This window comes from Clostridium sp. TF11-13AC (assembly GCF_003481065.1).
GTDB lineage: Bacteria > Bacillota > Clostridia > Lachnospirales > Lachnospiraceae > Otoolea > Otoolea fessa.
In genome coordinates, this window is record NZ_QUKJ01000004.1 from 186,162 (window position 1) to 209,279 (window position 23,118).

General features: G+C 49.9%; 24 protein-coding genes. 2 read left to right on the forward strand and 22 right to left on the reverse strand.

Features of this window, described 5'->3' with window-relative positions:
* The 5 genes from DXD12_RS10610 to htpG form a co-directional block, all read right to left on the reverse strand.
* Positions 1 to 1,161 (reverse strand): CapA family protein, encoded by a 1,161-nt coding sequence (locus DXD12_RS10610; protein ID WP_347561386.1) that lies wholly within the window; start codon positions 1,159 to 1,161, stop codon positions 1 to 3.
* Between the two features lie 168 nt (positions 1,162 to 1,329).
* A complete protein-coding gene (locus DXD12_RS10615) occupies positions 1,330 to 2,172 on the reverse strand; it encodes a DegV family protein (RefSeq protein ID WP_118638339.1) in 843 nt (280 codons plus the stop codon).
* A 273-nt stretch (positions 2,173 to 2,445) separates the two neighbouring features.
* The gene (locus DXD12_RS10620) at positions 2,446 to 3,513 is read right to left on the reverse strand and encodes a type II CAAX endopeptidase family protein (protein WP_182457065.1); all 1,068 of its coding nucleotides are present in this window, start codon (positions 3,511 to 3,513) and stop codon (positions 2,446 to 2,448) included.
* 48 nt (positions 3,514 to 3,561) lie between these two features.
* Positions 3,562 to 3,828, reverse strand: coding sequence for a DUF2007 domain-containing protein (locus tag DXD12_RS10625; RefSeq protein WP_118473033.1), 267 nt, complete (start codon positions 3,826 to 3,828; stop codon positions 3,562 to 3,564).
* 210 nt (positions 3,829 to 4,038) lie between these two features.
* Positions 4,039 to 6,042, reverse strand: a complete 2,004-nt coding sequence (gene htpG / locus DXD12_RS10630) for a molecular chaperone HtpG (protein WP_118638341.1) — start codon at positions 6,040 to 6,042, stop codon at positions 4,039 to 4,041.
* Positions 6,043 to 6,398: 356 nt separating this feature from the next.
* Between htpG and DXD12_RS10635 the strand changes: the two genes are divergently transcribed.
* Entirely contained in the window at positions 6,399 to 6,893 is a 495-nt protein-coding gene (locus DXD12_RS10635; RefSeq protein ID WP_107001332.1) for a DUF5721 family protein, read from the forward strand.
* Positions 6,894 to 7,138: 245 nt separating this feature from the next.
* Here the strand turns inward: DXD12_RS10635 and DXD12_RS10640 are convergent, their stop codons facing one another.
* From DXD12_RS10640 to DXD12_RS10705, 14 genes are all read right to left on the reverse strand, one after another.
* Positions 7,139 to 7,432, reverse strand: coding sequence for a type II toxin-antitoxin system RelE/ParE family toxin (locus DXD12_RS10640; RefSeq protein ID WP_117796877.1), 294 nt, complete (start codon positions 7,430 to 7,432; stop codon positions 7,139 to 7,141).
* A 3-nt stretch (positions 7,433 to 7,435) separates the two neighbouring features.
* On the reverse strand, positions 7,436 to 7,777 hold the full coding sequence (locus tag DXD12_RS10645) for an AbrB/MazE/SpoVT family DNA-binding domain-containing protein (protein ID WP_242995823.1): 342 nt from the start codon (positions 7,775 to 7,777) through the stop codon (positions 7,436 to 7,438).
* A 405-nt stretch (positions 7,778 to 8,182) separates the two neighbouring features.
* Positions 8,183 to 9,355: a M14 family zinc carboxypeptidase gene (locus tag DXD12_RS10650; RefSeq protein ID WP_118638342.1), complete on the reverse strand. Its 1,173-nt coding sequence runs from the start codon at positions 9,353 to 9,355 to the stop codon at positions 8,183 to 8,185.
* Positions 9,356 to 9,702: 347 nt separating this feature from the next.
* Positions 9,703 to 10,839, reverse strand: coding sequence for a sodium ion-translocating decarboxylase subunit beta (locus DXD12_RS10655; RefSeq protein WP_107001324.1), 1,137 nt, complete (start codon positions 10,837 to 10,839; stop codon positions 9,703 to 9,705).
* A 435-nt stretch (positions 10,840 to 11,274) separates the two neighbouring features.
* Complete coding sequence (locus tag DXD12_RS10660) at positions 11,275 to 11,664, reverse strand: Asp23/Gls24 family envelope stress response protein (RefSeq protein WP_107001323.1); 390 nt, start codon at positions 11,662 to 11,664, stop codon at positions 11,275 to 11,277.
* Between the two features lie 307 nt (positions 11,665 to 11,971).
* Positions 11,972 to 12,697, reverse strand: coding sequence for a SpoIIIAH-like family protein (locus tag DXD12_RS10665; protein WP_107001501.1), 726 nt, complete (start codon positions 12,695 to 12,697; stop codon positions 11,972 to 11,974).
* A gap of 20 nt (positions 12,698 to 12,717) precedes the next feature.
* The gene (locus DXD12_RS10670; RefSeq protein ID WP_118638343.1) at positions 12,718 to 13,398 is read right to left on the reverse strand and encodes a stage III sporulation protein AG; all 681 of its coding nucleotides are present in this window, start codon (positions 13,396 to 13,398) and stop codon (positions 12,718 to 12,720) included.
* Positions 13,373 to 14,041 (reverse strand): stage III sporulation protein AF, encoded by a 669-nt coding sequence (locus tag DXD12_RS10675; RefSeq protein ID WP_118492504.1) that lies wholly within the window; start codon positions 14,039 to 14,041, stop codon positions 13,373 to 13,375. The genes DXD12_RS10670 and DXD12_RS10675 overlap by 26 nt, the downstream gene beginning before the upstream one ends.
* Positions 14,042 to 14,044: 3 nt before the next feature.
* Positions 14,045 to 15,253, reverse strand: coding sequence for a stage III sporulation protein AE (locus DXD12_RS10680; protein ID WP_118538711.1), 1,209 nt, complete (start codon positions 15,251 to 15,253; stop codon positions 14,045 to 14,047).
* Between the two features lie 48 nt (positions 15,254 to 15,301).
* Positions 15,302 to 15,688, reverse strand: a complete 387-nt coding sequence (locus DXD12_RS10685) for a SpoIIIAC/SpoIIIAD family protein (protein ID WP_107001319.1) — start codon at positions 15,686 to 15,688, stop codon at positions 15,302 to 15,304.
* Between the two features lie 172 nt (positions 15,689 to 15,860).
* Positions 15,861 to 16,055 carry a stage III sporulation protein AC gene (spoIIIAC, locus tag DXD12_RS10690; RefSeq protein WP_022359269.1) on the reverse strand — a complete coding sequence of 65 codons (195 nt, stop codon included), beginning with the start codon at positions 16,053 to 16,055 and terminating at the stop codon, positions 15,861 to 15,863.
* A 13-nt stretch (positions 16,056 to 16,068) separates the two neighbouring features.
* The gene (locus tag DXD12_RS10695) at positions 16,069 to 16,590 is read right to left on the reverse strand and encodes a stage III sporulation protein AB (RefSeq protein WP_107001318.1); all 522 of its coding nucleotides are present in this window, start codon (positions 16,588 to 16,590) and stop codon (positions 16,069 to 16,071) included.
* Positions 16,581 to 17,636, reverse strand: a complete 1,056-nt coding sequence (locus tag DXD12_RS10700; RefSeq protein WP_118638344.1) for a stage III sporulation protein AA — start codon at positions 17,634 to 17,636, stop codon at positions 16,581 to 16,583. The genes DXD12_RS10695 and DXD12_RS10700 overlap by 10 nt, the downstream gene beginning before the upstream one ends.
* Before the next feature lie 55 nt (positions 17,637 to 17,691).
* Positions 17,692 to 19,077: an MATE family efflux transporter gene (locus DXD12_RS10705; protein WP_118638345.1), complete on the reverse strand. Its 1,386-nt coding sequence runs from the start codon at positions 19,075 to 19,077 to the stop codon at positions 17,692 to 17,694.
* 138 nt (positions 19,078 to 19,215) lie between these two features.
* Here DXD12_RS10705 and DXD12_RS10710 point away from each other — a divergent pair, with 138 nt between their 5' ends.
* Positions 19,216 to 19,437 (forward strand): hypothetical protein, encoded by a 222-nt coding sequence (locus tag DXD12_RS10710; protein WP_118638346.1) that lies wholly within the window; start codon positions 19,216 to 19,218, stop codon positions 19,435 to 19,437.
* 27 nt (positions 19,438 to 19,464) lie between these two features.
* Here the strand turns inward: DXD12_RS10710 and rlmH are convergent, their stop codons facing one another.
* From rlmH to DXD12_RS10725, 3 genes are all read right to left on the reverse strand, one after another.
* On the reverse strand, positions 19,465 to 19,944 hold the full coding sequence (gene rlmH / locus DXD12_RS10715; protein WP_022359275.1) for a 23S rRNA (pseudouridine(1915)-N(3))-methyltransferase RlmH: 480 nt from the start codon (positions 19,942 to 19,944) through the stop codon (positions 19,465 to 19,467).
* On the reverse strand, positions 19,941 to 20,969 hold the full coding sequence (locus DXD12_RS10720) for an alpha/beta hydrolase (RefSeq protein WP_107001314.1): 1,029 nt from the start codon (positions 20,967 to 20,969) through the stop codon (positions 19,941 to 19,943). The genes rlmH and DXD12_RS10720 overlap by 4 nt, the downstream gene beginning before the upstream one ends.
* An 83-nt stretch (positions 20,970 to 21,052) precedes the next feature.
* Positions 21,053 to 23,029, reverse strand: coding sequence for a DUF6320 domain-containing protein (locus tag DXD12_RS10725; protein ID WP_243105382.1), 1,977 nt, complete (start codon positions 23,027 to 23,029; stop codon positions 21,053 to 21,055).
* Positions 23,030 to 23,118: the final 89 nt, after the last annotated feature.

Genomic DNA, 23,118 nt, shown 5'->3' on the forward strand with positions numbered 1-23,118 from the left:
TTACTGCACCTGCACCTTTCCATTCTCATCAATCTGCACGCCGTCCGAAAGCCCCTGTATCTTCTGGTAAAACGCCTCTTTCTTCCCCACGTCCAGCTCTCTCGTATATCCGGCGGATGAAGTTGCAGGCACAATCGAAAGCGCCGTCTCTCCCTGTGCATCTACCGACGCCTGCACCAGCATTGTCTCCGGAATCGAGCTTCCGAACACAAAATTTCCAAGACTGTACAGAATCCATTTTCCATGATACAGCTCAATCCCCTGCAGCACATGTGGATGGCTGCCAACCACCAGATCAGCGCCCGCGTCGATGTATTGATGTCCCATCTCCCGCTGGTACGCCTCTGGCTGCGTGTTCCGCTCGATACCCCAGTGGACATAGACAACCAGATAATCACACTCTTTCTTTACCTTCTGGATCTCCTGCACGACCGAAGCCGTGTCATACGCCGAAAACATGCCCGGATGCGACGATCCTGCCGCCCATCCGCCCGTCGGAAAGACGCGCGACGCGCCCAGAAAACCAATCTTTTTTCCATTTTTCTCAATGATCTGCGGCTGTTTCGCCTCTTCCAGATTTTTTCCCGCCCCAACATGCAAAATCCCGGCACTGTCCAGCGTATCGCACGTGTCCAGCAGTGCGTCCGTGCCGTAATCTAGCGCATGGTTGTTCGCCACCGTCACGATGTCTGGTCCGATCTCCTGTAAAATAGACACGCGGGACGGCGATACCCGGAACGTAAACTGTTTATCCGCCGCCTGTGTTCCCCGGTCGCTGAACGGAAATTCCAGGTTTGCCATAAAAATATCAGACTCCGCGATCGTCTCCCGCAAACTTTCTCCGAGGACGCCACCGATACCTCCCACACGGTCGTAGGCATTTAAAACATGGTTGGAAAAATAGATATCTCCGGCAAACAGAAGCGAACACTCATTTGAATCATTTTCTCCCGGTTCTGACTCAAGTTTGCCAGATTCGTCCTGCCCCTGCATTTCCACCCCCAGTTCCGCGCCATCTACCTGTTCTGACTCCACCTGCCCGTCTATATCTGTTTCCGGATCAAGCGTTTCTTCCGATACCGTTTTGTCTTTTGGCTCCAATGAGATTGTCTCTTTCCATATGGAACCTCCCGCCTGGCATCCGCCAAGCAAAAGCGTCATTCCTGCCAAAATTGTCAAATTTCCAATTCTAGATAAAAGAAATGCCGTCCGGTATCTGAACGGCATTTTCGTGCATTTACTAAAAAATGTATGCTTCATTTTTCCTCAATCAATCGCAGCTGTCCGGCGTTTTCCACCTTTCCAGCTGTCATCACCCACTCTTTCTCCCTACAGTGTCATAATGATTCCGCCGTCTCCCGCATATACGGTTGCAACGCCAGCCGTATTCGTGATCACTACCTCACGGAAGTTTGCCCGTTTACACATGATCTCTTTCACGTGCTCAGCACGTTCCGGGTTATTACAGTGTGCGATCACCAGACGTTTGCTTGCGGTATCGCCGCCCTCTTTGCACGCAATCTCCGCCATCCGGTCGAGCGCCCGGGTCATGCCGCGCGCCTGATCAAGCTTGATGATCGTACCGCTGTCCGCGCCCATAACCGGCTTGATATTCAGCGCCGACGCGATAAAAGCCGTCAAACCGGTCAGACGGCCATTTTTCTTTAAGAAATCAAGCGTCTCAATGACGAAATACGTGTTCATCGAATCCCGATATGCCTCCGTCTGCCTGCAGATCTCCTCAAACGGAAGACCTTTCTCGCACAGATCCCGGATGAACAGCGCAATATTTAACTCGCCCGCCGACGCCGACAGGGAATCAATGACTGCAATCTTCTTCCCGTCCGTTCCGTTCTCTTCCTCATAAAGGCGTTTTGCCAAAGCCGCCGAGTTGTAGCAACCGCTCAGATGGTTCGAAAGCGTTACCACGAAAATATATTCTGCCTCGCCCTCAAATGCTTCCTTGAAGCTCTCCGGCGATGGACACGCCGTCTTCGGGCACTCGGGACTTGCCTTTACCTTTGCCAGAAACTCCTTCTGGTTAAATGTCTCATCATCCGTTACCTTGTAATCCCCTATCTGAAGGGTCAGCGGAATCATCTGAAAATGCGGATCCAATTTCAGTTCCTCCGTCAAATCCATGCAGCTGTCACCAATAATTTTATATAACATAACGTCCTCCCGTTACGCAATTCACATCACGTAGTATTCATTACTATTTATTATAGTAATCACACAGTAGGAAGTCAAGCATAATCCCGTGAAATACATGCTGAAATACATGACAAACACATGAACAGTGTTACTGTTCACGCACACGTGCCCAGTAACAGATTTTACCGTGGCTTCGCATTTAAATACAACTAATTCCTGCTGCCACCACGTTATCTTACGGCACTTTCACCTCCAAAAGTGCCTACTTGTGAACAGCAACTGACCACCACATCATCTCGACAAGAAAAACGCCATCGTAATCAAACTTACCAGAATAAATGCCACTGTTCCGAGATTCCCATACATTGCCCCACATATATTGCGGAATTTCACTCCCTCTGGGAGTGCCCCATCGGACAGCCGGATTTTCCGGAAATTGAAAATCAGCAGAACAAACGCCCCGATGATCGTGCAGCCCATAAACCCGGTCATCAGAAACGTGATAAACAGCGGCAGCAGCGTATCCTGTGTTCCAAGCATCGCTATCACTAACGACCAGCTGTTGATCAGAATATGCAGCAGACAATTATAACGCATCCGTCCCGTCTTCACCGCCACATATCCCAGAACCACGCCAATCACCGCCGCATAGAGAAACTGCGTCACATTTCCGTGCATCAGACCAAACATCAGCGCCGTGTAGGTAATCGCCGCCTTATCGTCAAAACGGCGCAATCGGTTTAAGAGTTTCCATCGAAAGATATATTCCTCAATAATGGGTCCTAAAAACCCTACATATAAAATCATTACCGGCGAGAGCGAATCCAGCATCTCGTTGACCGGGTTCATCGCGGATGCATCGCCGCCGCTACTTGCCGCCACCGCATCATTGATTGCATTTCCCAGCAGGTTAAAGATAGTTCCAAATCCCTGTGCCAAAATAAAAAACATACAGAACTGCAGGAAACTAATCTTCATTTTCTCTGCCCGTTCTTCCGGGACAAGGCGCAGAATTAAAAATACGAATGGAAGAACCAGCGCATAGATGACCAGCGTGCTTCCGCCGTCCTCATACCACGCTGCATTTACCATCCGGTTCAAAAACGTACTGATCACGCCTCCGTCCGCCCATACGTTTCCGGCCACTTCCAGAAGTATGCTGACAAGCACCGTCATCACGCTGAAAAATGCCAGCGCCCAGCCGAGGACATTGCAGACACGGCGCACCTCGCGGCGGCAGGTTTTTCGGATTTGTTTCGGACTCTGAACCGCATTCTGCAGCTCAGGTTCCGTTTGCAGACCATTTTCATCTGCCTCCCACTGCCAAAGATCCGATTCGTTCCAGTTTCCCTCTCCCATTTTCTCTCCTTCGTCATTCAGGTCTTTCATTCCCAGAAAATACCTGTTTTATCTTCCGGCGCTTTCTATCACACGGCGCGCCTTTTCCTCCTCTGCTTTCTGCACATAAAACAGATATTCCCGTTCCGATGCCGCATTTTCTCCCGCACTTCCCAGCCTCGCCCGCTGATTGCCGGAAAGCACACCCGATTTCAGACGATTCTGCACCTTGACCTGATACTCAATTCCCGCCTGTTCCAGCTGCTCCCGGATCGCCGCCTGCCGTTTCATATCAAACGTCGCGCCAACCTGTTTCCATCCTCCGATTCCAAACATACACGCACCTCCCCGTCAAATCTGAAAAAAACTTGCTAAGTGCTCCTATTCTATCATAAATACTAAATTCGTGAAATAGTGAATCCCATTTGCTCTCTTACGACAGGTAATAAAAGAGCTGCCACATTTACGTGCAGCAGCTCCGTTATTATATTATATATGATATTTTAACATATTTTCCTATATAAAACAGTCCTAAACCAGACGCCCTTAGTTCAGCATCATACCCATAATCTCATTCGACCGTGCGATAAACTTCGTCATGCGCTCCGGTGTCAGGGAACCGTGGCTGAGCTGTGCCAGGTCGTAGAGCTGTTCGCAGATCTTCGGCGTATTCTCGCTATCCGTGTGCTCTAAGACGTACTGAACGAGCTTGTTGTTCGCGTTGAGTACCAGCACCTGACCGCTGCCGCCGAACATCGACGCGTCCATGCCCATGTTGTACATCTTCATCATATCCTGCATACGGCGTGTTTCCTCCGACAGGGTGATCATCGAAGAAATCTCAGCATCCTTCAGCTTCTCAACCTTTACCTGCAGCTTATCATCGCCCAGTGCTTTCTTGAAGGTCTCTGTCAGCGTCTCTTCCTGTTTCTTGAGCGCTTCCTTGTCCTCTTCCTTCACTTCCTCGCGCAGCGTGTCATTGACATCGGCATCAATACGCAGGAATTTCAGATTCTCGTGCTTCTGCTCCTCCTGACTGATGAACGGATTGTCGATGCTGTGAGACATGATAATCGCATCCTGTCCGTTTGCCTTGAACATGTTGATGTACTGGCTCTGCTCTTTCTCATTGGTTACGTAGTAGATCTGGTTCTCATGACCTTCCTCTTTCGCCTTATCCATGCAGTCCTTCAGCGTCAGATACTTGCCGTTCAGATTCTTGTAGATAATGTATTCATCCATCTTCTCGGCAAACTTCTGATCCTTTAAGCAGCCAAATTTGATGAACGGTGCAATATCGTCCCAATATTTCTCGTACGTCTCGCGGTCTGTCTTGCACATACCGGTCAGCTTGTCCGCTACCTTCTTGGTGATGTAATCGGAAATCTTCTTTACAAATCCATCATTCTGCAGCGCACTTCTGGATACGTTCAGCGGCAGATCCGGGCAATCGATCACACCCTTTAAGAGCATCAGGAACTCTGGAATGACCTCCTTGATATTATCCGCGATAAATACCTGGTTATTGTACAGCTTGATGGTGCCCTCGATGCTCTCATACTCCATGTTGATCTTCGGGAAGTACAGGATTCCTTTCAGGTTGAACGGATAATCCATGTTCAGGTGAATCCAGAACAGCGGTTCCTTGTAATCCATAAATACCTTGCGGTAAAATTCTTTGTACTCTTCCTCGGTGCACTCGTTCGGATGCTTGTTCCACAGCGGATGAATGTCATTCAGTGCCACCGGGCGTTTCAGAATCTTATACTTCTCGATTCTCGGAGATACCTCCACGGTCTCTTTCGTGCCGTCCTCTTTCTCCTTCTCCTCGGTCTTCGCTTCCTCGACCACCGTCTCAACGATGGTGTCCTTGTCGGTCAGCTGATCCTTCTCGATCGTCTCATACTCCGGCTCTGCCGTTGCATTTTCCAGATAAATCTCAACCGGCATGAAAGAGCAGTACTTCTGGATGACTTCACGTGCGCGGTACTCATTGCAGAACTCGGTGCTGTCTTCATTTAAATAAAGGACAATCTTGGTACCATTGCCTTCCTTATCGCCCTTATCCATCGCAAACTCAGTGCCGCCCTCGGACTCCCAGTGAACCGGCTCTGCATCTTTCTTGTACGAACGGGTATCGATGGTAACCTTGTCCGCTACCATGAATGCAGAATAGAAACCTAAACCAAAATGACCGATGATCTGGTCTTCATTTGCCTTGTCCTTATATTTTGCCAGGAAATCCTGTGCACCGGAAAATGCGATCTGGTTGATATACTCTTCCACTTCCTCGGCGGTCATACCGATACCATTATCCTCGACGGTGATGGTCTTGTCCTCGGAATTGACGGTAACCTGAATCTTATACTCCGTATCCTCCGGCTCCTCGTACTCGCCCATCAGCGCCAGCTTTTTCAGCTTCGTGATCGCGTCGCATCCATTGGAAATCAGCTCACGATAGAAAATATCATGATCGGAATAAAGCCATTTCTTAATGATCGGGAAAATATTCTCGCTGTTGATTGATAAACTTCCTGTTTTTGCTGCCATATCTATACACTCCTTTTGATTGCAAAATACAGTGGATATCCGCTCCCGGAAATGGAGTCTGGCAGTTTCGCTCTGCCGCGTCCAATCCTGCTATCCAGCTACATAAATATACGCTTGTAAAATTCTTTTTTTGTGATTTTCCATCACCGTGACTCTTATTTTAATACCAGCGTTCCAAGATGTCAATAGAAAATTAGCACTCATTTTTGTTGAGTGCTAATAAGATTTTAAAATTCTCCGTCTTGCCAATAAGAAGTCACTTGCGTCCCCTTCCCGCCTGCGATAAAATAGAATCTACGTTATTGTTTCTACATTGCACAGAAAATAACGAATTTACCATCTCAGCGAGGACACATATGATTGCCTGCAATATCTGTGATATAAAATTATTTACCAAGAAACTGTTCATCGGAGAGACATTTGACCGCTTTCTGCTCAAGGAAGCGGAGATCGTGACGTTCAACACCTTCTCCATCGACGGACGCGTCCATAAAAGCTTTTATTCCGAAGAAGAGCGTGCCGAGGGGCAGATTGAAGAATATTCAACCTGGAAAACTCTGCGCCCGTTCTGTTTTTCCCTCATAAAAGGAAAAAAGCTTCCGGAGCGCTTCTCCATCATTTTGAAGCTTCCGAAGGCTGCCACCGAACAGTTTCTGACCGCCCGCAAAAGCCAATGGCTCCCGGAGCAGGTCGGCGGACTGTTCTTAAATATTCATTATGAAAACCAGCATTTAAGCTGTGTCACCGGACTGTCGCTCAACCAATTTACGTTAGACAAGACGCTGGAACGCGAGTGGGACGAGTCGATCCGGACATTTTTGCGAAAAGAAGAGCTGCCGTTTGAGGAATAACGGCAGCCCTGTTTTATCGGGTGTTCAGTTGTACATCTCTAATTAATGTCCCTTTTGTGATTTTATATAAAATCGTATTTCAGAATTTGCAAACCATATTTTTATAAAAAGAGTATATTTTCCATTTTGTATAATTTTAGTTTCCTGTTTTTGTCGATTTGTTCCAAAGCAAAGAGGGAAATGCTCAAAAATAGAACATGTCATTGTCAGTCTCTACTTTCAATCGCACGTTCTTTCCCAGTATGTCACTTTTTTATGTAACGCTTCAATTCATCATAAAAATTTTCTCTTGTTCCAGCCATAACAACGATTATCATTTCTCCATCTACCCATTCAACGGTATATGCAAGTTCATAATTCGTTTTATTATAATAGATATCATAACCATAAAACCCGGCTAAATCTCCAGTTTTTAGTTCCCCAACTGTATAATCTTCACAAATCTTATCAACTGCCTCCTGATAAAGTCTTTTTAACTTCTTGTCCTTCAGCTTCTTAATGTACTTTGCGGCAGGAGGATTAAATCGAACTGGCAGCATAAACTAATCCTCCATTCCAAAAATATCCTCATAAGTTGTATAATCTGCTTTTCCCTCTGCAATCTCTTCTGCTTTCGTTAGCATCGCCTCCGCTGCCGGTCTCATTTGCGCCTGACGCTTTTTAAATTCTGTCAGAAGTTCTTCTCCAGATAAACCTTCCCTGATCAGCTCTGCTAAAATCTGTTCTGCAAATTCACCGCCTGACGATACCTTAATAGGACGAATAATCAGCTCTCCATCACGCATCACACATTCTGCCTCATCCCCAAAACCGAGTAACTGATAAAACTTCTGTGGAATCGTCACCTGCCTTTTGGACGAAATACTGAGAATTTTCCGATTCATCTTTGTATTGCCTCTTTCTATTACCGATGTTGACATGCTTCACTCCCTCTTTTTTATTATATGTCTATTTTTTCTTTGTATTCTCGTTTTCTTGGTTTCTTTGTTCTTGGTTTTATTATAAGGATTTTATTCGTCAAAGTCAATCATGCAAAATTTTTCATTTCAAGTCGAACGTCCGTGAGACTTGACGCGTGATTCTGGTCAGCGAAGCTGACATATTCCTATCAGAATCACTGCGCATCCTCGCGGAGCATTTTTTATTTCATAGGAAGAACTGATAACCCAAATAGTGAACCAACTCACAAACACTAACTCTTTATTCTTACACAACAAAAAAGGATGCACGACCACTTCCAACTCCAGTCGCACATCCTTTTTCTATCTAATCTTCATTTTATTCCATCATCAATGTGTCGCCACATAATATCCCAGCGTTGCCGGGACTGCCTTATTCTGGTTCCAGATCGCCGGATATTCCGAGAAAGATACCGGGCAGGTGGAACGTCCTACCTCGATCGTGATACCAGGGATGCCTGCTGCCTGCTGCAGCCAGTCCTTCAAGCCGCCGACGCCCTTGCTTCCAAGAACGGAATAACCATTCAAGGCATGAACAGCGTTTGCCAGCGCCTTGGACTCTGCCGCTTTCTGGTTGTTCTGCGTATCCCAGTAAATCACATTTCCCATCGCATGATAGTTGATAACCGCATTGAATCCCGTTCCCTGAATCAAGTTCGCGATTGCCTGGCTCTCCGGCTCTGACAGTGGGTTGGTTCCCTTATAACCATTTGCAGACGGATGGGTTAAAGACACATTGATTCCCTCCCAGTTTGCTGCAAAGTTATAGTTCAGATCGACACCGCGTGCATTCGCCTTCCAGCGTCTCACATACTCTTCATAGCTGACCGTTGTCCGGCTGGATGCCTTGTCCGCCGCGTACGCCGCCTGCATCGTCTGGCGCAGTTCCTCCGACTGGATACCATTCTCGCCCATCTGGCTGATCGTGACTCCATCCGGATTCAGCATCGGCACAAAATGAAATGCCACCTGTCCCAATATGTTAGAAAGCGGTTGCGTCATATAGGTACCATTATTCGTAAATCCAGCTGCCAGATACTCGAGCTGCTGCATCATCAGCGGTACAACGATATACTCTCTGGCATGAATCGCCCCCTGGAACAGAATCTTCTTGGATGCGTTCGGATTGCCGACAATCACATCGTAGATATCACGTCCGTCCGCCGATTTTCCGATCGATTTCACTGTCACCGTTCCCGGATAACGGCTTGCCAGCGCCGAAATATCGTTTACCATCTGGCTATAGGAATACTTGTCCACCGGATTGACAACCGGATTGGATAACGTCTGATTATAATAGGAATTATCCGCCTGCTGTCCCGCATTCGCGTTCGTGGTTCCCGGACCGCCCGGTCCGATCACTGGTGCTGCCGCTGCCGGATCATCCGCCGGTCCTGCATACGCTGTAACTGCCGATAAGCTGCTGCACACAACTGACAGGGATAAACAAGTTGCCAAAGCGCCTTTTCGCAGCAGGCGCTGAATTTTATTTCGTTGACTCATTCTCATGTCTCCTTCTGGCCCTTTCAAACTCTTACAAACAATGTTTCTATTATAGATTTACCTCTGTCGAATGTCAACGAACTGCATAAAACTGAAAGAAAAAAGAAAGATACTTTTTCCAATTTATATTTTACTTTAACTTACCTAAAATCAGCACCACTGCCGTAATAATCAGGACAACGACGAAAATTCCCGCCATTCCTTTTCCCATAATTGCCAGCGAAATCAAAAAATTATTCCACATCCGATATTTTCCTCCATCTCAATCAGTGCACTGGCTGTCTCTTGATTTTTCATCATTCAAGTGCAGCCTTCCTTTTCCATTTTATCTGCCCGACAGACCTATATTACAAATACTGGCTTACCAGCTTAATAACCAGTCCGCCCGCGATGACCGAGGCGATCTGCCCCGATACATTGGCGCCGACCGCATGCATCAGGATAATATTTCCCTTTTCCTCCTCCATCGCCAGCTTCTGCACCACGCGTGAGGACATCGGGAATGCGGAAATGCCCGCCGCACCGATCATCGGATTGATTTTCGTCTTCAAAAACAGGTTCATAAATTTAGCAAACAGCACACCGCCGATCGTATCAAAGATAAATGCAATCAGACCGATTCCCATAATCAGAAGTGTGTCAACCCGCACAAACGCATCCGCACGCATACTGAACGAAATCGTGATGCCAAGCAGCAGGGTAATCAGGTTTGCCAGCTCGTTCTGTGCCGTCTGAGAAAGTGCCGGAAGCACGCCGCACTCGCGGATCAGGTTTCCAAACATCAGAAATCCGACCAGCGCCACCGATGCCGGAGAAATCAGTCCGACAATGATAGTAACTACAATCGGAAATGCGATCTTGGTCGTTTTGGACACATTTTTCGGACTGTAGGTCATGTGAATCCGGCGTTCTTTTTTCGTCGTCACCAGACGGATCGCAAATGGCTGGATGATTGGCACCAGCGCCATGTAGGAGTACGCCGCCACCGCGATCGCGCCCACATAGTTGGAATGCATGATCTGGGAAACCAGAATGGAAGTCGGTCCATCCGCCGCACCGATGATTCCAATCGATGCCGCATCCCTGAGTTCAAATCCCATCAGCGATGCCGCACAGATCGCAAAGAAAATGCCAAACTGCGCCGCCGCACCAAATAAAAACATGATCGGCTGTGACAGAAGCGGTCCAAAGTCAATCATTGCCCCGATTCCGATAAAGAGCAGAATCGGAAGCGCCTCCGACGCGCTGATCGTCGTCTCAAACAGCCACTGTATAATACCCTGTGTCTCCCCGATGCCCTCCGTCACCTGGTTAATGACGCCGGATAATGGCAGGTTTACCATGATCGCGCCGAATCCCATCGGCAGAAGCAGCGCCGGTTCGTATTCCTTTTTGACCGCCAGCCAGATCAAAAGCCCGCCGATCAGATACATCACAACCTGCTGCGGCGTGATCGCCATGACGCCTTCCCATAAAAATTCCATGTTGTTCCTCCTGTTAATTTTGTTTTCCTTCATAAATATCCTGTTTCCTGGAGCCCCTTGCCAGGATACACCTGCTCTGGCAGCTGTCTTTCTTCGCGCTAGGTATACATCCATGTGAGTGTTTTTGTTTCATAGGACGCTTTTTCCTAATAAAACAAAAAAGACTTTCAGCATACGTTTCATCCACATATGCTAAAAGTCTTGTTCCTCACATTTGAATCATACGGCACACGCTTTTTGTTACAAAAACACACTGCCATCTGACTTACACAAGGCATGTAACCATGAGGTTTACTATCCTCAGGGTCTGTTGGTTACATGGTTATAACTACTCCCTTTTAACGCGATCATCATATCATACGGTTTTTTCCCCGTCAAGGTCAAACTGAGTATTTTGTGTTAAGAAAATGAAAAGCTACGAAAACACGAAACCTGCTATGCTTCCGCCGGCATATTGACACCCGCGATCTTAATATTAACTTCCAGAACCATCAGACCGGTCATATTTTCAATCGCTGTCTTTACTTTGTCCTGCACCTTTTCACTGACTGCCGGGATGCTGTAGCCATATTTCATATTTAAGGACAGATCCACAATCACGTGATCCTCGGTTACGGTCACTTTCACGCCCTTGCTCAAATTTTTCATGCCGAGCTTTCCGACCAGTTCATTTGTGATATTGCCAGCCATCGAATCGACACCGTCTACCTCGGTCGCTGCCAGACCTGCGATGATCGCCACTACCTCATCGGCAATTTTCACTTCTCCAATGCGGTCCTTTTCATATACGATATGTGTGCTTCTATCTTCTGCTTCTCTCGCCATTCCAAATCCCTCCTGACCACTTCCATGTACGCCCGGAATCTTCTCTTCCCACAAAAAACAGATGCTCGAATACTTCCAGAAATACATTTCAATTAAGTGTTTTTATTATACCAAAAATACAGGAGTTTGCAAAGGCATTTCCGGTTCGAATCTCATCCGAGTTACTGTTCACGCATACGTGCCCAGTAACGGAATTTGCCGTGGCTTCGCATTTTAATACGGCAAATTCCTGCTGCCACCACGTTTTCTTACGGCACTTTCGGTTCCAAAAGTGCCTACCCGTGAACATTAACTCATCCGAACTTCCTCAATCTCCCAGGTTTAAAAGGGAAATCACGATATTTTCCGCCGATATCTCGGTTTTCCGTTTTACAATATCCTCGATCTGCGCGCGCTGCGGATCTGTGATGGACGGCGCGTTGACAACGACATCCACTTTTCCATCCGTGATGCTGACAACCGGATCGGCAAATCCTTTCGCCATCAGAAGCGTTTCCGCTGCATTTTCCTTCTCCGCTATCGCATTGAGTGCCAGCATATCCTGAACGGCTGCCTCTTTTGCCGACGCATCCAGATTTTCATTGTTAATCAGGGCATTCAGCGCTTCGCGGTTCTTGGCGCGGATCTGTTCACGGCTGAGCTGTACATTGGCTATGTACTCTGCCACGCCGGTTCCGCCTGTCAAAACCGCCTCGCCCGGGTTATCGACTGCCGGATTGTCCGCAGATGCCTCCTCTCCGTCCGCCGCCCCCTGCGCTGTGCCCTCCTCACTGCCTGCTGCCAGCGGATCTCCCTCTCCCGGATCGTCAAGACTTGCAATCTCCTCATATTCACCGTCCGCCACGCTTCCGGACACCGCCTGATTTTCCGAATATATATCGCTATCTGAAATCTTGGTCGCCCCCGCTTCATATGTATCCGCCCCCGGCAGATCGGATTTTCCCGCATAGTTGAGATACCCCGCCGCCGCAATCATGATCGCCAGCGTCGTGATGATGATTTGATTTCTCCTGAAAACGCGTTTCATCTTCATTCTCATATTTGCATACTCCTTTATTCCACCCGCTTTAATACTTTTATTTTATGTGCCGGCAGTCCGAATAATGCCTGCATCGCTTCCGAAATTTCCTTCTGTACCGACGCATTTCCTCCTCCCTGTGCGCTGATCACGATACCGGAAATCTCCGGTGCCAGCTCTTTTTCAACTACCGGTTCCCCGCTGCCTGAACTTCCCGCCAGCACGGTGCTCTCCCGCAGCGATTCATCCGCCTGCTGCCGCGTACCACCCGAAGAATCCGTCTCCGAGGTGGTGGCCCGGCTTCTCTCCTTATCCACCCGCAGCACCTTTTCCGAAGAAGAAAACAGAGTCAGCATCACATCCACCTCACCCACGCCGTCCACCTTCTTTAAAACGTCCCGGATCCGCTGCTCCAGGCGAAGCTCGTAGAGGCGGTTCGTGTCCTGCTTGGATGCAGTGCTTGGCAAACCTGTTTCGACATCCGAACCACTCTCTTCTGAACTTCCATTTTTGTCCTGCCCTGCTCTATGCCCAGAGTTTGTTTCTGTTTCACTCTCCGCCCATCTTTCCCCTGACCGCAAGACTCCCGTCTCACTCGTCTTCTTCCCAAACGGCGCATATAAGATCAGAATTGCCAGCCCAAGCACCAGCAAAATCAGCCATTTTTCATTTCGTTTGACCCATTCCTTGTCAAGGTTCCATCCTGACTTCCACATGATCCGCCTCCACCTGATAAAACGATGCCAGCCGCTGCTGAAGCTCCCAAATCTTTTCCCCATTCATCCATGAAACTGCCTGCGCGGCGGCGGGTTCTCCCTGCTTCTGCTCCTGTTCAAGTGAAATTTCAATCGGGGAAATTTTTTCTATTTCAATCATCGAACTCGGATCCTCCTGTTCCGCCGCTTCCATCCCCGCTTCCATCCCCGCCTCACTTCCCGCCACATACACCGTCACACTCCGCACCGAGGCAAATTGCTCCGACTCCGGATCTTTTTCCAGCTCTACGTCCGCCTTTTCCACGGAAAATCCCGCTTCCGCTGCCACCCGCACTGCCTCCTTGGACGCTTCCGCCTCATACTGGCTCAAAACCATATTTCTACGCCGCACCTCTATCTCATCCATCTCACTTTTCAGCTCGCCCGCTTCATTTTCAAACGAAAGAGATGTAAACAGATAATTCAGCCGCTCCTCCAGCCGCAGCCCGTCCGTCAGCGGCTTAAGCACAATCAGAAGCAAGATACAGCCCGCAAACAGGCGAATATATTTTTCATACTTATGTGCGGGCAAAAGCCCGGTCAGAACGGTCAGAAACACAAGATAACTGACGATATTCCCCGCCCAGTGAGTAATTACTTCCATCTTCTACCCCGCAAAATAAGCCGCGTTCGTGCTCGCACACACCACCGCGATCGAAAGTGCAAATAACACCAACGCCGAACCAGCTGCTGCCAGCAAAAAATAAAATCCTTTCGCCACAGCGCCGACTGCCTCCACCACCCGGCTGTCACTGACCGGCTGCAAAAGCGCCGCGCTTCCCTGGCACCCCAGATAGAGGATTAAAAGTTTCAAAAGCGGCAGAAGCGACACCGCCGCCAACACAAGCACTCCCCCGATGCCCACCGTATTCCGGATCAGGACGCTGCTTCCAAGAAGTACCTGCGACACTGCCGCCGCGCCCTGTCCGATTCCCGGTATCAGGCTGACCGCCCGCCGCAGCGCCGTCTGGCGCATCGAATCTGTATACGGCGCAATCATTCCCTGCAGCACATGAAAGCCCAGCACCACTCCCAAAAGCGCCTTGCTGCCCCAGCGCATCCCCTGTTCCAGCAATTCCAACGCTTTTGAAAACAAATCCTTCGAGCTTAAATGTCCCGCCAGCGACAGCAGGACATACAACTGGGTGCATGGCAGAAACAACTGTAAAAACACCCATTCCGCCACATTGACAGAAGCAAGTGTCCACGCATATCCGGCTGCTGCCGAGGTACTTCCCCCGGAAAAGGAAACAGCCAGAAAAAAAGCAGGAACCAGCACCCGGACAAATTCAAAGAGCTGCTCCAACAGTGTCCGCGTGATCCGCACCCCATTCAAAAAACTGGCGGCAAGCAGTGTAAAAATCAGAAGATACGTGACATAAAAGCCCATCTCCGATACCTGACTGTCGGCAAAGAGACTCGAAAAGCTGGCGAACACCGCCCCTAAAATTCCCAGAAGGATGACCTGCCCCATCCATCTGCCATTTTCTGAAATTTCCCGAAATAGGGCTGTCCGGCAAAAATCCATCAGCATCCGAACCGCACTCTGATAATTGCCAGAGAGAAGCATCGAAAGGATTTCCCGGAATGAAAGCCCCGGGACTGCCGAACCTCCCGCTTCCCTTAAAAATGCTTCGATTCTGCTTAAATCCAGTGAGTTCAGAAGAGAATCCATGTTCTCGCCAGAAACACTGAAATCCGAATCTTCGGATATCTTTTCACCATTTGCCGCCGACACCGTTAAATGATTTCCTGCCATCAAATATACACTCAAGAATATAACGCTCACTGCCCGCACAACCATCTTTGTTCCCACCGTCACCTGCTCTCACCATCTCTCCGCTTTTCTGCACTTACCACTTCCCTACGCCAAAAACTGCTTCACCGTCTCCAACAATGCCAGCAGAATCGGCATACTGACCGCCAGAATGGACAGTTTCGCAAATATCTCAATCTGTGTTCCCAGCGAACCGTACCCGGCATCCTTGCAAATCCCGGAGGCAAATTCGGCAATATAAGTAATTCCCGCCATTTTCAAAAGCGCCGACAAATACACTGGACTGATCCCGATGCAGGATTCCATCGTCCGAAGTGTTTTCAGAATCACTTCCAGCTTTCCCGCCGCATAGAAAAAGAGACACAGCCCCGCCGCCATCACAATGTACGTCCCATACTCGCTGCCTTTTCCCTTGAGCTGGACTGCCAGAAGAACTGCCGTGATCCCAAGAACCGATACGGTTAAAATTGACATTTTTTACCGTCCTTCCCTGCAATGTACTCTCGGAGTCTTTCCTGCACCCGCTTTTGCGGCTGATTTTTCGCCAGCTGCACCCGAATTTCATCAACGTATGCCTCAGAAATTTGGGCTCAACTGACAAAAAATCATCTCACAAAATCAAGCACAGAAGGATTCCGAGAGTACATTACAACGCAAACAATTCCTTCATCGTCTCAAACAACTGATAAATATACGGCACCATCCAGAACAGTACCAAAAGAAGACCCGCAAGACTTGTGAGAAATGCCTGTTCCTCCCGCCCGCTGTGTTTGAGGATCTGGCAGAGGACGGAAACCAGGATACCAACTGCCGCAATCCGAAATATTAGATTAACTCCCATTTTCTTCCCCCACTTACATCAACACCACTGCCAGAAACAGCCCGCCTAGTATCCCAAGTCCCCAGCACAGCCGTTTCTTCTCCGGCTCTTCCCGCCGCAGCTGCTCAATCGCCCGTTCCAATTCTTCCAGATACAGTGCCAGCGTCTTTTGCTGCATTTCCAGATCGAGATACCCGATGCTGTTTCCAAACCGGCACATCAGCTCCCATTCCTCTGTTCCTAACATCGGACGAATCCCCTGCTCTTCCAGAACCGCTTCCCAGATACTCCCAAACGGACACTCGGGATTCGCTTCCAGCCGCTCTCCTGCCACCAAAAATAGTTTTCCCGCTTTTCCATCCCCGCGTGCCCCCGCCCGGCACAGTGCCAGAGGAAGAACTGCCTGTGTATACCCAATCTCTCCCTGCAGTCCCGCGGCAATCCGTTTTACTTCCTCCAAAAAACGCCTCCGGCCAATCAGGCGCAATGCCTCACCCCCGCCAATCCCCGCACACGATACACATACAAGGCAGATTCCAAGCAATTTTATCCACATATGAGCTCCTCGCCAGCTGCATCATATACCGCCTCCACCGTTCCCGGTCCGCGTCTATTTCCCAGCACCACATACCGCTCAAACCGTTTTTCTTGCAAAAAAGAGGACAAGCCCGGTTTTTCCCGGATGTCCTCCATCGAATTTCCATGTACGGTTGCCAGAATCCTGCAGCCACAGTTCATCACATAGCGAAGCGCCTCCAAATCATTCTCACCGCCGATCTCGTCCACCGCGACCACCTCCGGTGCCATCGAGCGGATCAGCATCATCATTCCCTCCGCCTTGGGGCAGGCATCCAGCACATCTGTCCGGCAGCCAACATCGTTTTGCGGGATTCCCTGATAGCAGGCGGCAATCTCCGAACGCTCATCCACCACCCCGACCGTCTGCGCCCTCACTTTTCCACCATGCTGCTTCCTCATCTCCACCATTTTTCCAGCTTTATTTTCATGTCCTGCACCTGCCTTAGGCCGTTCAAAGCTCCCCCTCAAAGCAGAGCCCCTATCCTTTCCCTCTTCTCCATCTGACACCATCCGGATCAGATCCCGCAGAAGTGTTGTTTTTCCGCATCTCGGCGGTGCAATCAGAAGCGTATTCCGGATACTTCCCGTCCCTGGATCCGTCAAAATCGACCGTATTTTTGCTGCACATCCTATCATCTGATGCGAAAAACGGACATTTAAAAAGGTTATCGGATGAATCGCCTTTATATGTCCGTTTTCCAGTATCGTCCTTCCAGCCACGCCAATCCGGTGTCCGCCCTGCACGGTCAGAAACCCCTGCCGGATTTCCTCCCCGTAAGCATAGAGAGAAGAACGAGCCGCGCATTGCAGCGTCTCATCCACATCCTCCCGGCTGACCCGGAATCCACTTCCGGCTGTGTACTCTTTATTTTTATATATGTAATACAGCGGCGCGCTAACCCGCAGCCGTACCTCTTCCATTCCATCCGCCTCAAGCGGAAGCGCCAGAAGCTGCTCCCGGATATTCCGGGAGAAAAAATGAAACAGCGCCCTCACATCCTGCTTTGATTGTTCCTCCTTCATCAGCCCGTCCTCCTTACCTCAATATATGAAGGACTGGCTAAAATATACCATCCGCCTATGCATGTACGGACGCACTTTCCACCCGCCGCAGCCGTCTCACCTCTACGCCTGCCATCGCAAGCGCCACCACGCCCGCCACAAAGTCCGCGATCGGTCCGGCATACATGATGCCGTCAATGCCGATAAACAGCGGCAGAATCACAATCAACGGCAGCAAAAAGAGAATCTGGCGCGTCAGGGAAAGGAAAATACCCTTTTTCGGTTTTCCAATCGCCGTAAACAGGTTCGACGCAATCGGCTGCACACAGTTTAAGAACGTGAAAAACAGGTAAATCCGGAAATATTTTTCCGCAAACTGGAAATACATCTCCGTTCCTTCCCCGAACAGCCCGATGATCGGACGCGGAATCAACTGGAAACACGCAAAGGACACCGCCGACACCGCAAATCCCCACCTGAGCGCCAACCCATACACCTGCCGCACGCGCGCATAATTTTTCGCGCCATAATTGAAACTTGCGATCGGCTGCATACCCTGCGAAAGACCGATGACGATCGAAAAAAACACCTGATTGACCTTCGTGATAATGCCGGCACACGCCAGCGGAATCGATTCCCCATAGTCCGAATGCGCACCGTAGTAGGTCAAGGATTTATTTAACACGATCTGCACCACCAGCATCGCAAGCTGGTTGAAAAATGCCGCCGCCCCCAATGAGGTAATCATGCTTACATATGTTCTCTGTGGTCGAAGATGCGCCGCTGTCAGCCGTCCGTTTTTGTAACGGCGCAGATACCGGATAATCAGGATTCCTGAAAAAATCTGTCCAATGATCGTCGCCAGCGCAGCACCCGCCATTCCCATATGAAATCCAAAAATAAACAGCGGATCGAGCACCGTATTGATCAGCGCCCCGGATAAATTGTAAAGCATCGCATTGCGAGGGCTTCCGTCCGCCCTCACCAGATGCCCGCCGCCGTTGGTCAGAATCAGAAATGGAAATCCCAGAGCCGTGATACCCGTATACGTTTGGGCATACGCCAGCACATTGTCCGGCGAACCGAAAAAGCGCAGCATCGGTGTCAGGCATAAAAGCGCCACAATTCCCAGAATCACACCGCTTCCAAACAGAAGCGTCGCCGCATTTCCAATATAAAATAACGCCTTTTCCCGATCGCCGCCTCCCAGCGTCAGGTTAAAGGACGCCGCACCGCCGATTCCAAACAGAAGCGCCAGCGCCACACAGGAGATCGTCAACGGAAACGCCACGTTCGTCGCTGCATTCCCCAGCTCTCCCACGCTTCTTCCGATAAAAAACTGATCGACGATATTATAAAGGGCGCCTACCAGCATCGCGATAATGCTTGGCACCGCAAACTGCCGCAAAAGCCCGCCGATCGGCTCCGTACCTAGTATATTTTTCTTCTGTACCTGTTCCATGAATCTTGATTCTCCTGTCTACGTTACTGCGAACAATTATCAGTCTACCTCTCGTTACTGATAATTTTTCCTCTTTACATGCCTTCCCCGCGCATGATACACTACCATCAGTTATTAAAACGGAAAGGACTTAATCAAATGAATCTTTCATCCTTACTGCAATTTCGGGACGAGTGGGCGCATTTCAAAGCCCGACACCCTAAATTTTCCCCTTTTCTGAAAGCCGCCTACACCCGCGCGCTGCGCGAGGACAGCGTCATTTCCCTAAAAGTGACCGCCCCGGACGGAACCGAGGTGGCATCTAACTTAAAGGTCAAAAAAGAGGATCTCGAACTGCTCTCACGCATTATGAATATCTGATTTTTAATCACCCATCATGCATTATGTCTACTTATGATACGGTTCTCCTTTTATAATCCGGAAACTCCGGTAAATCTGTTCCAGCAAAATCACGCGCATCAGCTGGTGTGGAAAGGTCAGGCGCGAAAAGCTGATCTTCGTGTCCGCACGGTTTAACACCGCCTGCGACAACCCCAGCGAACCTCCGATGATAAACTGCAGATGGCTCTCACCTCGCACGCCCAGGTCTTCCATCCATGCCGCCATCTCCTCCGAGGAACGCTGCTTTCCATCGATCGCAAGCGCAATCACATACGCGTCCTCCTTGATATGCGCCAGAATCCGCTCGCCTTCCTTGTCGCGGATCTGCGCTTCCTGCAGCTCACTCGCCTTATCCGGCGTTTTTTCATCCGCCACCTGCACGATCTCCAGACGGCAGTAACGCCCCAGCCGCTTGCTGTACTCCGCGATCGCCGCCTCCAGATATTTTTCCTTAATTTTTCCTACTGTCACTAACGTAATCTTCACTTTTTAAGCTCCCGTTTTAAAAATGCCAACAGATTCAGCCGCGCCCGGTCTTCCGTCTCTTTGCGTCTCGTTTTTACCTTTTTCACGACCGTTCCCTCCGGCTCCCGATGAATCCGGTAGATGATCCGCAGATATTCCGCGACCTCTTCCCATGCCTCGCGGCTCTCCGGAATCAGGTCGAGTCCCATCTGAAATACATGGAACATCCCGTCATAGACCGAGCAGCGCACCTTGACGCCCTCGGCGCGCGCCTTTTTCGCTGCCGCCCTCGTATCATCTAAAAGCACCTCATACGCGCCCACCTGCATCAGCATCGGCGGAAATCCTTCAAAATCTCCAAACAGCGGTGACAGATACGGATTTTTCGGATTGGCATTCCCGATGTAGCTGCACTGGTACAACATATTTTCCTTCGAATTACCAAACAGTGGATCGATCGTATAATTTTCCTCATACGATGCCCCGCTCAGACTTACATCCGTCCACGGCGACATCGTGATAATGCCCGCAGGAAGCGGCAGCCCGTGATCTTTCGCATACAGACAGAGCGCCAGCGCCAGGCCGCCGCCCGCCGAATCTCCGGCTACCACGATCTGGGACGGCTGGTATTTCTTCTCTTCCAGAAGCCATCGGTACGCGTACACCGCATCCTCCAGCGCCGCCGGATACGGATGCTCCGGCGCCACCCGGTAGTCCGGCGTCAGAACATCCGCGCCGAAGCTGATCTGCGAATACTTAACCGCAAACCGCCGGTAAATATTTTTCATCGGACCGATATACCCGCCGCCGTGCAGCTGCAAAATGACGCGCCCCGTCACCGCCTGCTTCGGCTTCAAATATTCCATCACAAACTGTTCTGTTTTTACCAGCTCATAAATATATTCCGCCGGACATCTCCATGCCGGTTCGACCGGATTTTTCCGGAATTCGCCGGTCTGGATCGGCTTCTTTAACGATGTCTCCATCACGTCACTCATCATATCACGCGTCAGATTGCCTATCATGCTGACTGTTTTCCGACTCATGCTTCTTCCCTTTCTTTCATCCAAATTTTCAATCTTCGTATTTTTATAGATCGTTCCTTTGCTGTGACCGATTTTCCTGCCATTTACACATGAAACCGTCTCTTCAATTCCCGCTTCACACTCCGGTCGCCCAAAATCACCGTCGCCGCCAGCGCTGCCACCGACACACCTGCTGCCAGCACCGTCAGACGCAGATGATGCGTCCACCCGATTTTCCAGAAAATCAACGGCACAAAGCTCAGAAATGTAATTGTGATCTGATACATAAAATAGCTCTGCCAGTTCATCCGGTTGACTAACATCATCAGAAGAACCGCCGCCACCTCAAACAGTGCGACGCATGGGATCGCGTAGTCCACCGACCACCCCCGAAGCCCTGTAAGCGCGTCAATCAGAAGCAAAATTGCCTGAATTCCCAGGGACTGCCGCACCAGCGTTCCTGCCAGGCTCGCATGCCGCATGACCGAAAACCGCAGCGTCATCGCCACATATGCCGCCGCGCCCGCCGTCAGAAGCGACCATTTAAACGGAATCCGATGATAAGTCGCCAGATTCGTAAGCCCCGCCAGAAGCGATACGAGCACCAATGACACATAAAATCCCCGCACCGCACGGCGCACGCGCTCTCGCTCCTGAGCAATCACTGGATAACGTCCTTTATCATGCTTCGTATCCGTGATTCCATTGCTCTCTCGCTCTACCCGGATGCCCTTTTCCTCCAAAAAGTGAAAGAAAAACTCCGGAAGCCGGTTCTCTGCCATCGCGCTCGTAAACGACAGGCATAATTTCCCGTCATACGCCACCGCCCCGCATTTCATCCGCTGCTTCGGCGATGCGCCGACAAGAAGCTGAAAGCCCTCGATCGAATCTTTCAGTTCCTCCCGAACCTGCGCCGGTCCGATGTTGGAAAATGTCATCGTGTGGGCGCGGCTGGTGTGCAGAAAAATCAACTGCATCGCCAGATGTTTGACAAATAGCGGGATCGCCCGCACATACCATTTTTTCTCATTCGACACATTGTAGGAGATCGTCTCCTCCAGCCGCTCCTTCACGATCTGCTCATCCATCTGGCGGCTCACAGACGCAATCACTTCTTCCAATGCCTCCGGTGCCTTTCCCGCCGCCCACGAAATATTCACGACAGCAAAGAAGTTTGCCAGCGTCTCCGACTCAAAAAAACTCCGTAGGTTCACCGGAAGATTGAGCGCCACCGGACGTTTCAGCGTTTTCCCATCCGTCTCCGTCTGGATGATCGCCCAGAGAAGCACCGCCGCCAGATATTTGGTGATGCTGACACCCACCTTCCTGCATTCCGTCTTCAGTGCCGACACCTCAATCGTCCCCTGCAGCACTGCCATCTGATCAAATGGGAGAAATTCCCCCTGAATCGCAATCGCCGGTCTGCTGTTATAATGCCGATGCGGCAGTTTCCGGTAATGTCGCAGATAATCGTCCTCCCGGAGCGGCGAAAACTCCCGCTCCTGCACCATAACCGGCAATTTTTTCACCAGTTCCAGATAATGTTCTGTAAGCCGTGAAGCAAACCGCAGCGCCCCCAGTCCGTCCGTCAGCCCGTGAAACACTTCAAAATTGATCCTGCATCCATAGTAGCTCACACGGAATGGGAACCGCGCGCCCCGGTGCGGATCAATGAAACGGCACGGTGCACTCTGTTCTTCTTCCACGCCCGGATTCCGGTTGTTCGTCTCAAAATAATACCAGAAAAATCCCTTCCGCAGCTTCACCCGGAAATTTTCAAACTCCGGAAGTGTCCGCACAAGCGCCCTTTGCAAAAGCTCCGGATCTACTTTTTCTTTCAGAACCGCCGAGATCCGGAATACACTGCTTAAATCCTCGCCCGACACCGCCGCAAAGAGCTTCGCCGTGTTATCCAGCCGCCTCCATGCGGCGCCCTGGATGCGGAGACGCTTTTTCTTTGGTTTTTCCTCTCGTTTCTTCTCCACTTTTTCTGAAACTATCTGTCCCGGCTCTTCCTGCTTCCCTGCAATTTCATCCTTCTGATCCTGTTTTTGGTTTTCCTCGTTCATTCTCTGCCCCATCTGCCTTTGCCACCTAAAGAAAAAGAGCAGCTGCCGGGATACACACTCCCCTGCAGCGCCCCTTTCATCCTCTTCTGAGTTCTTTTCTA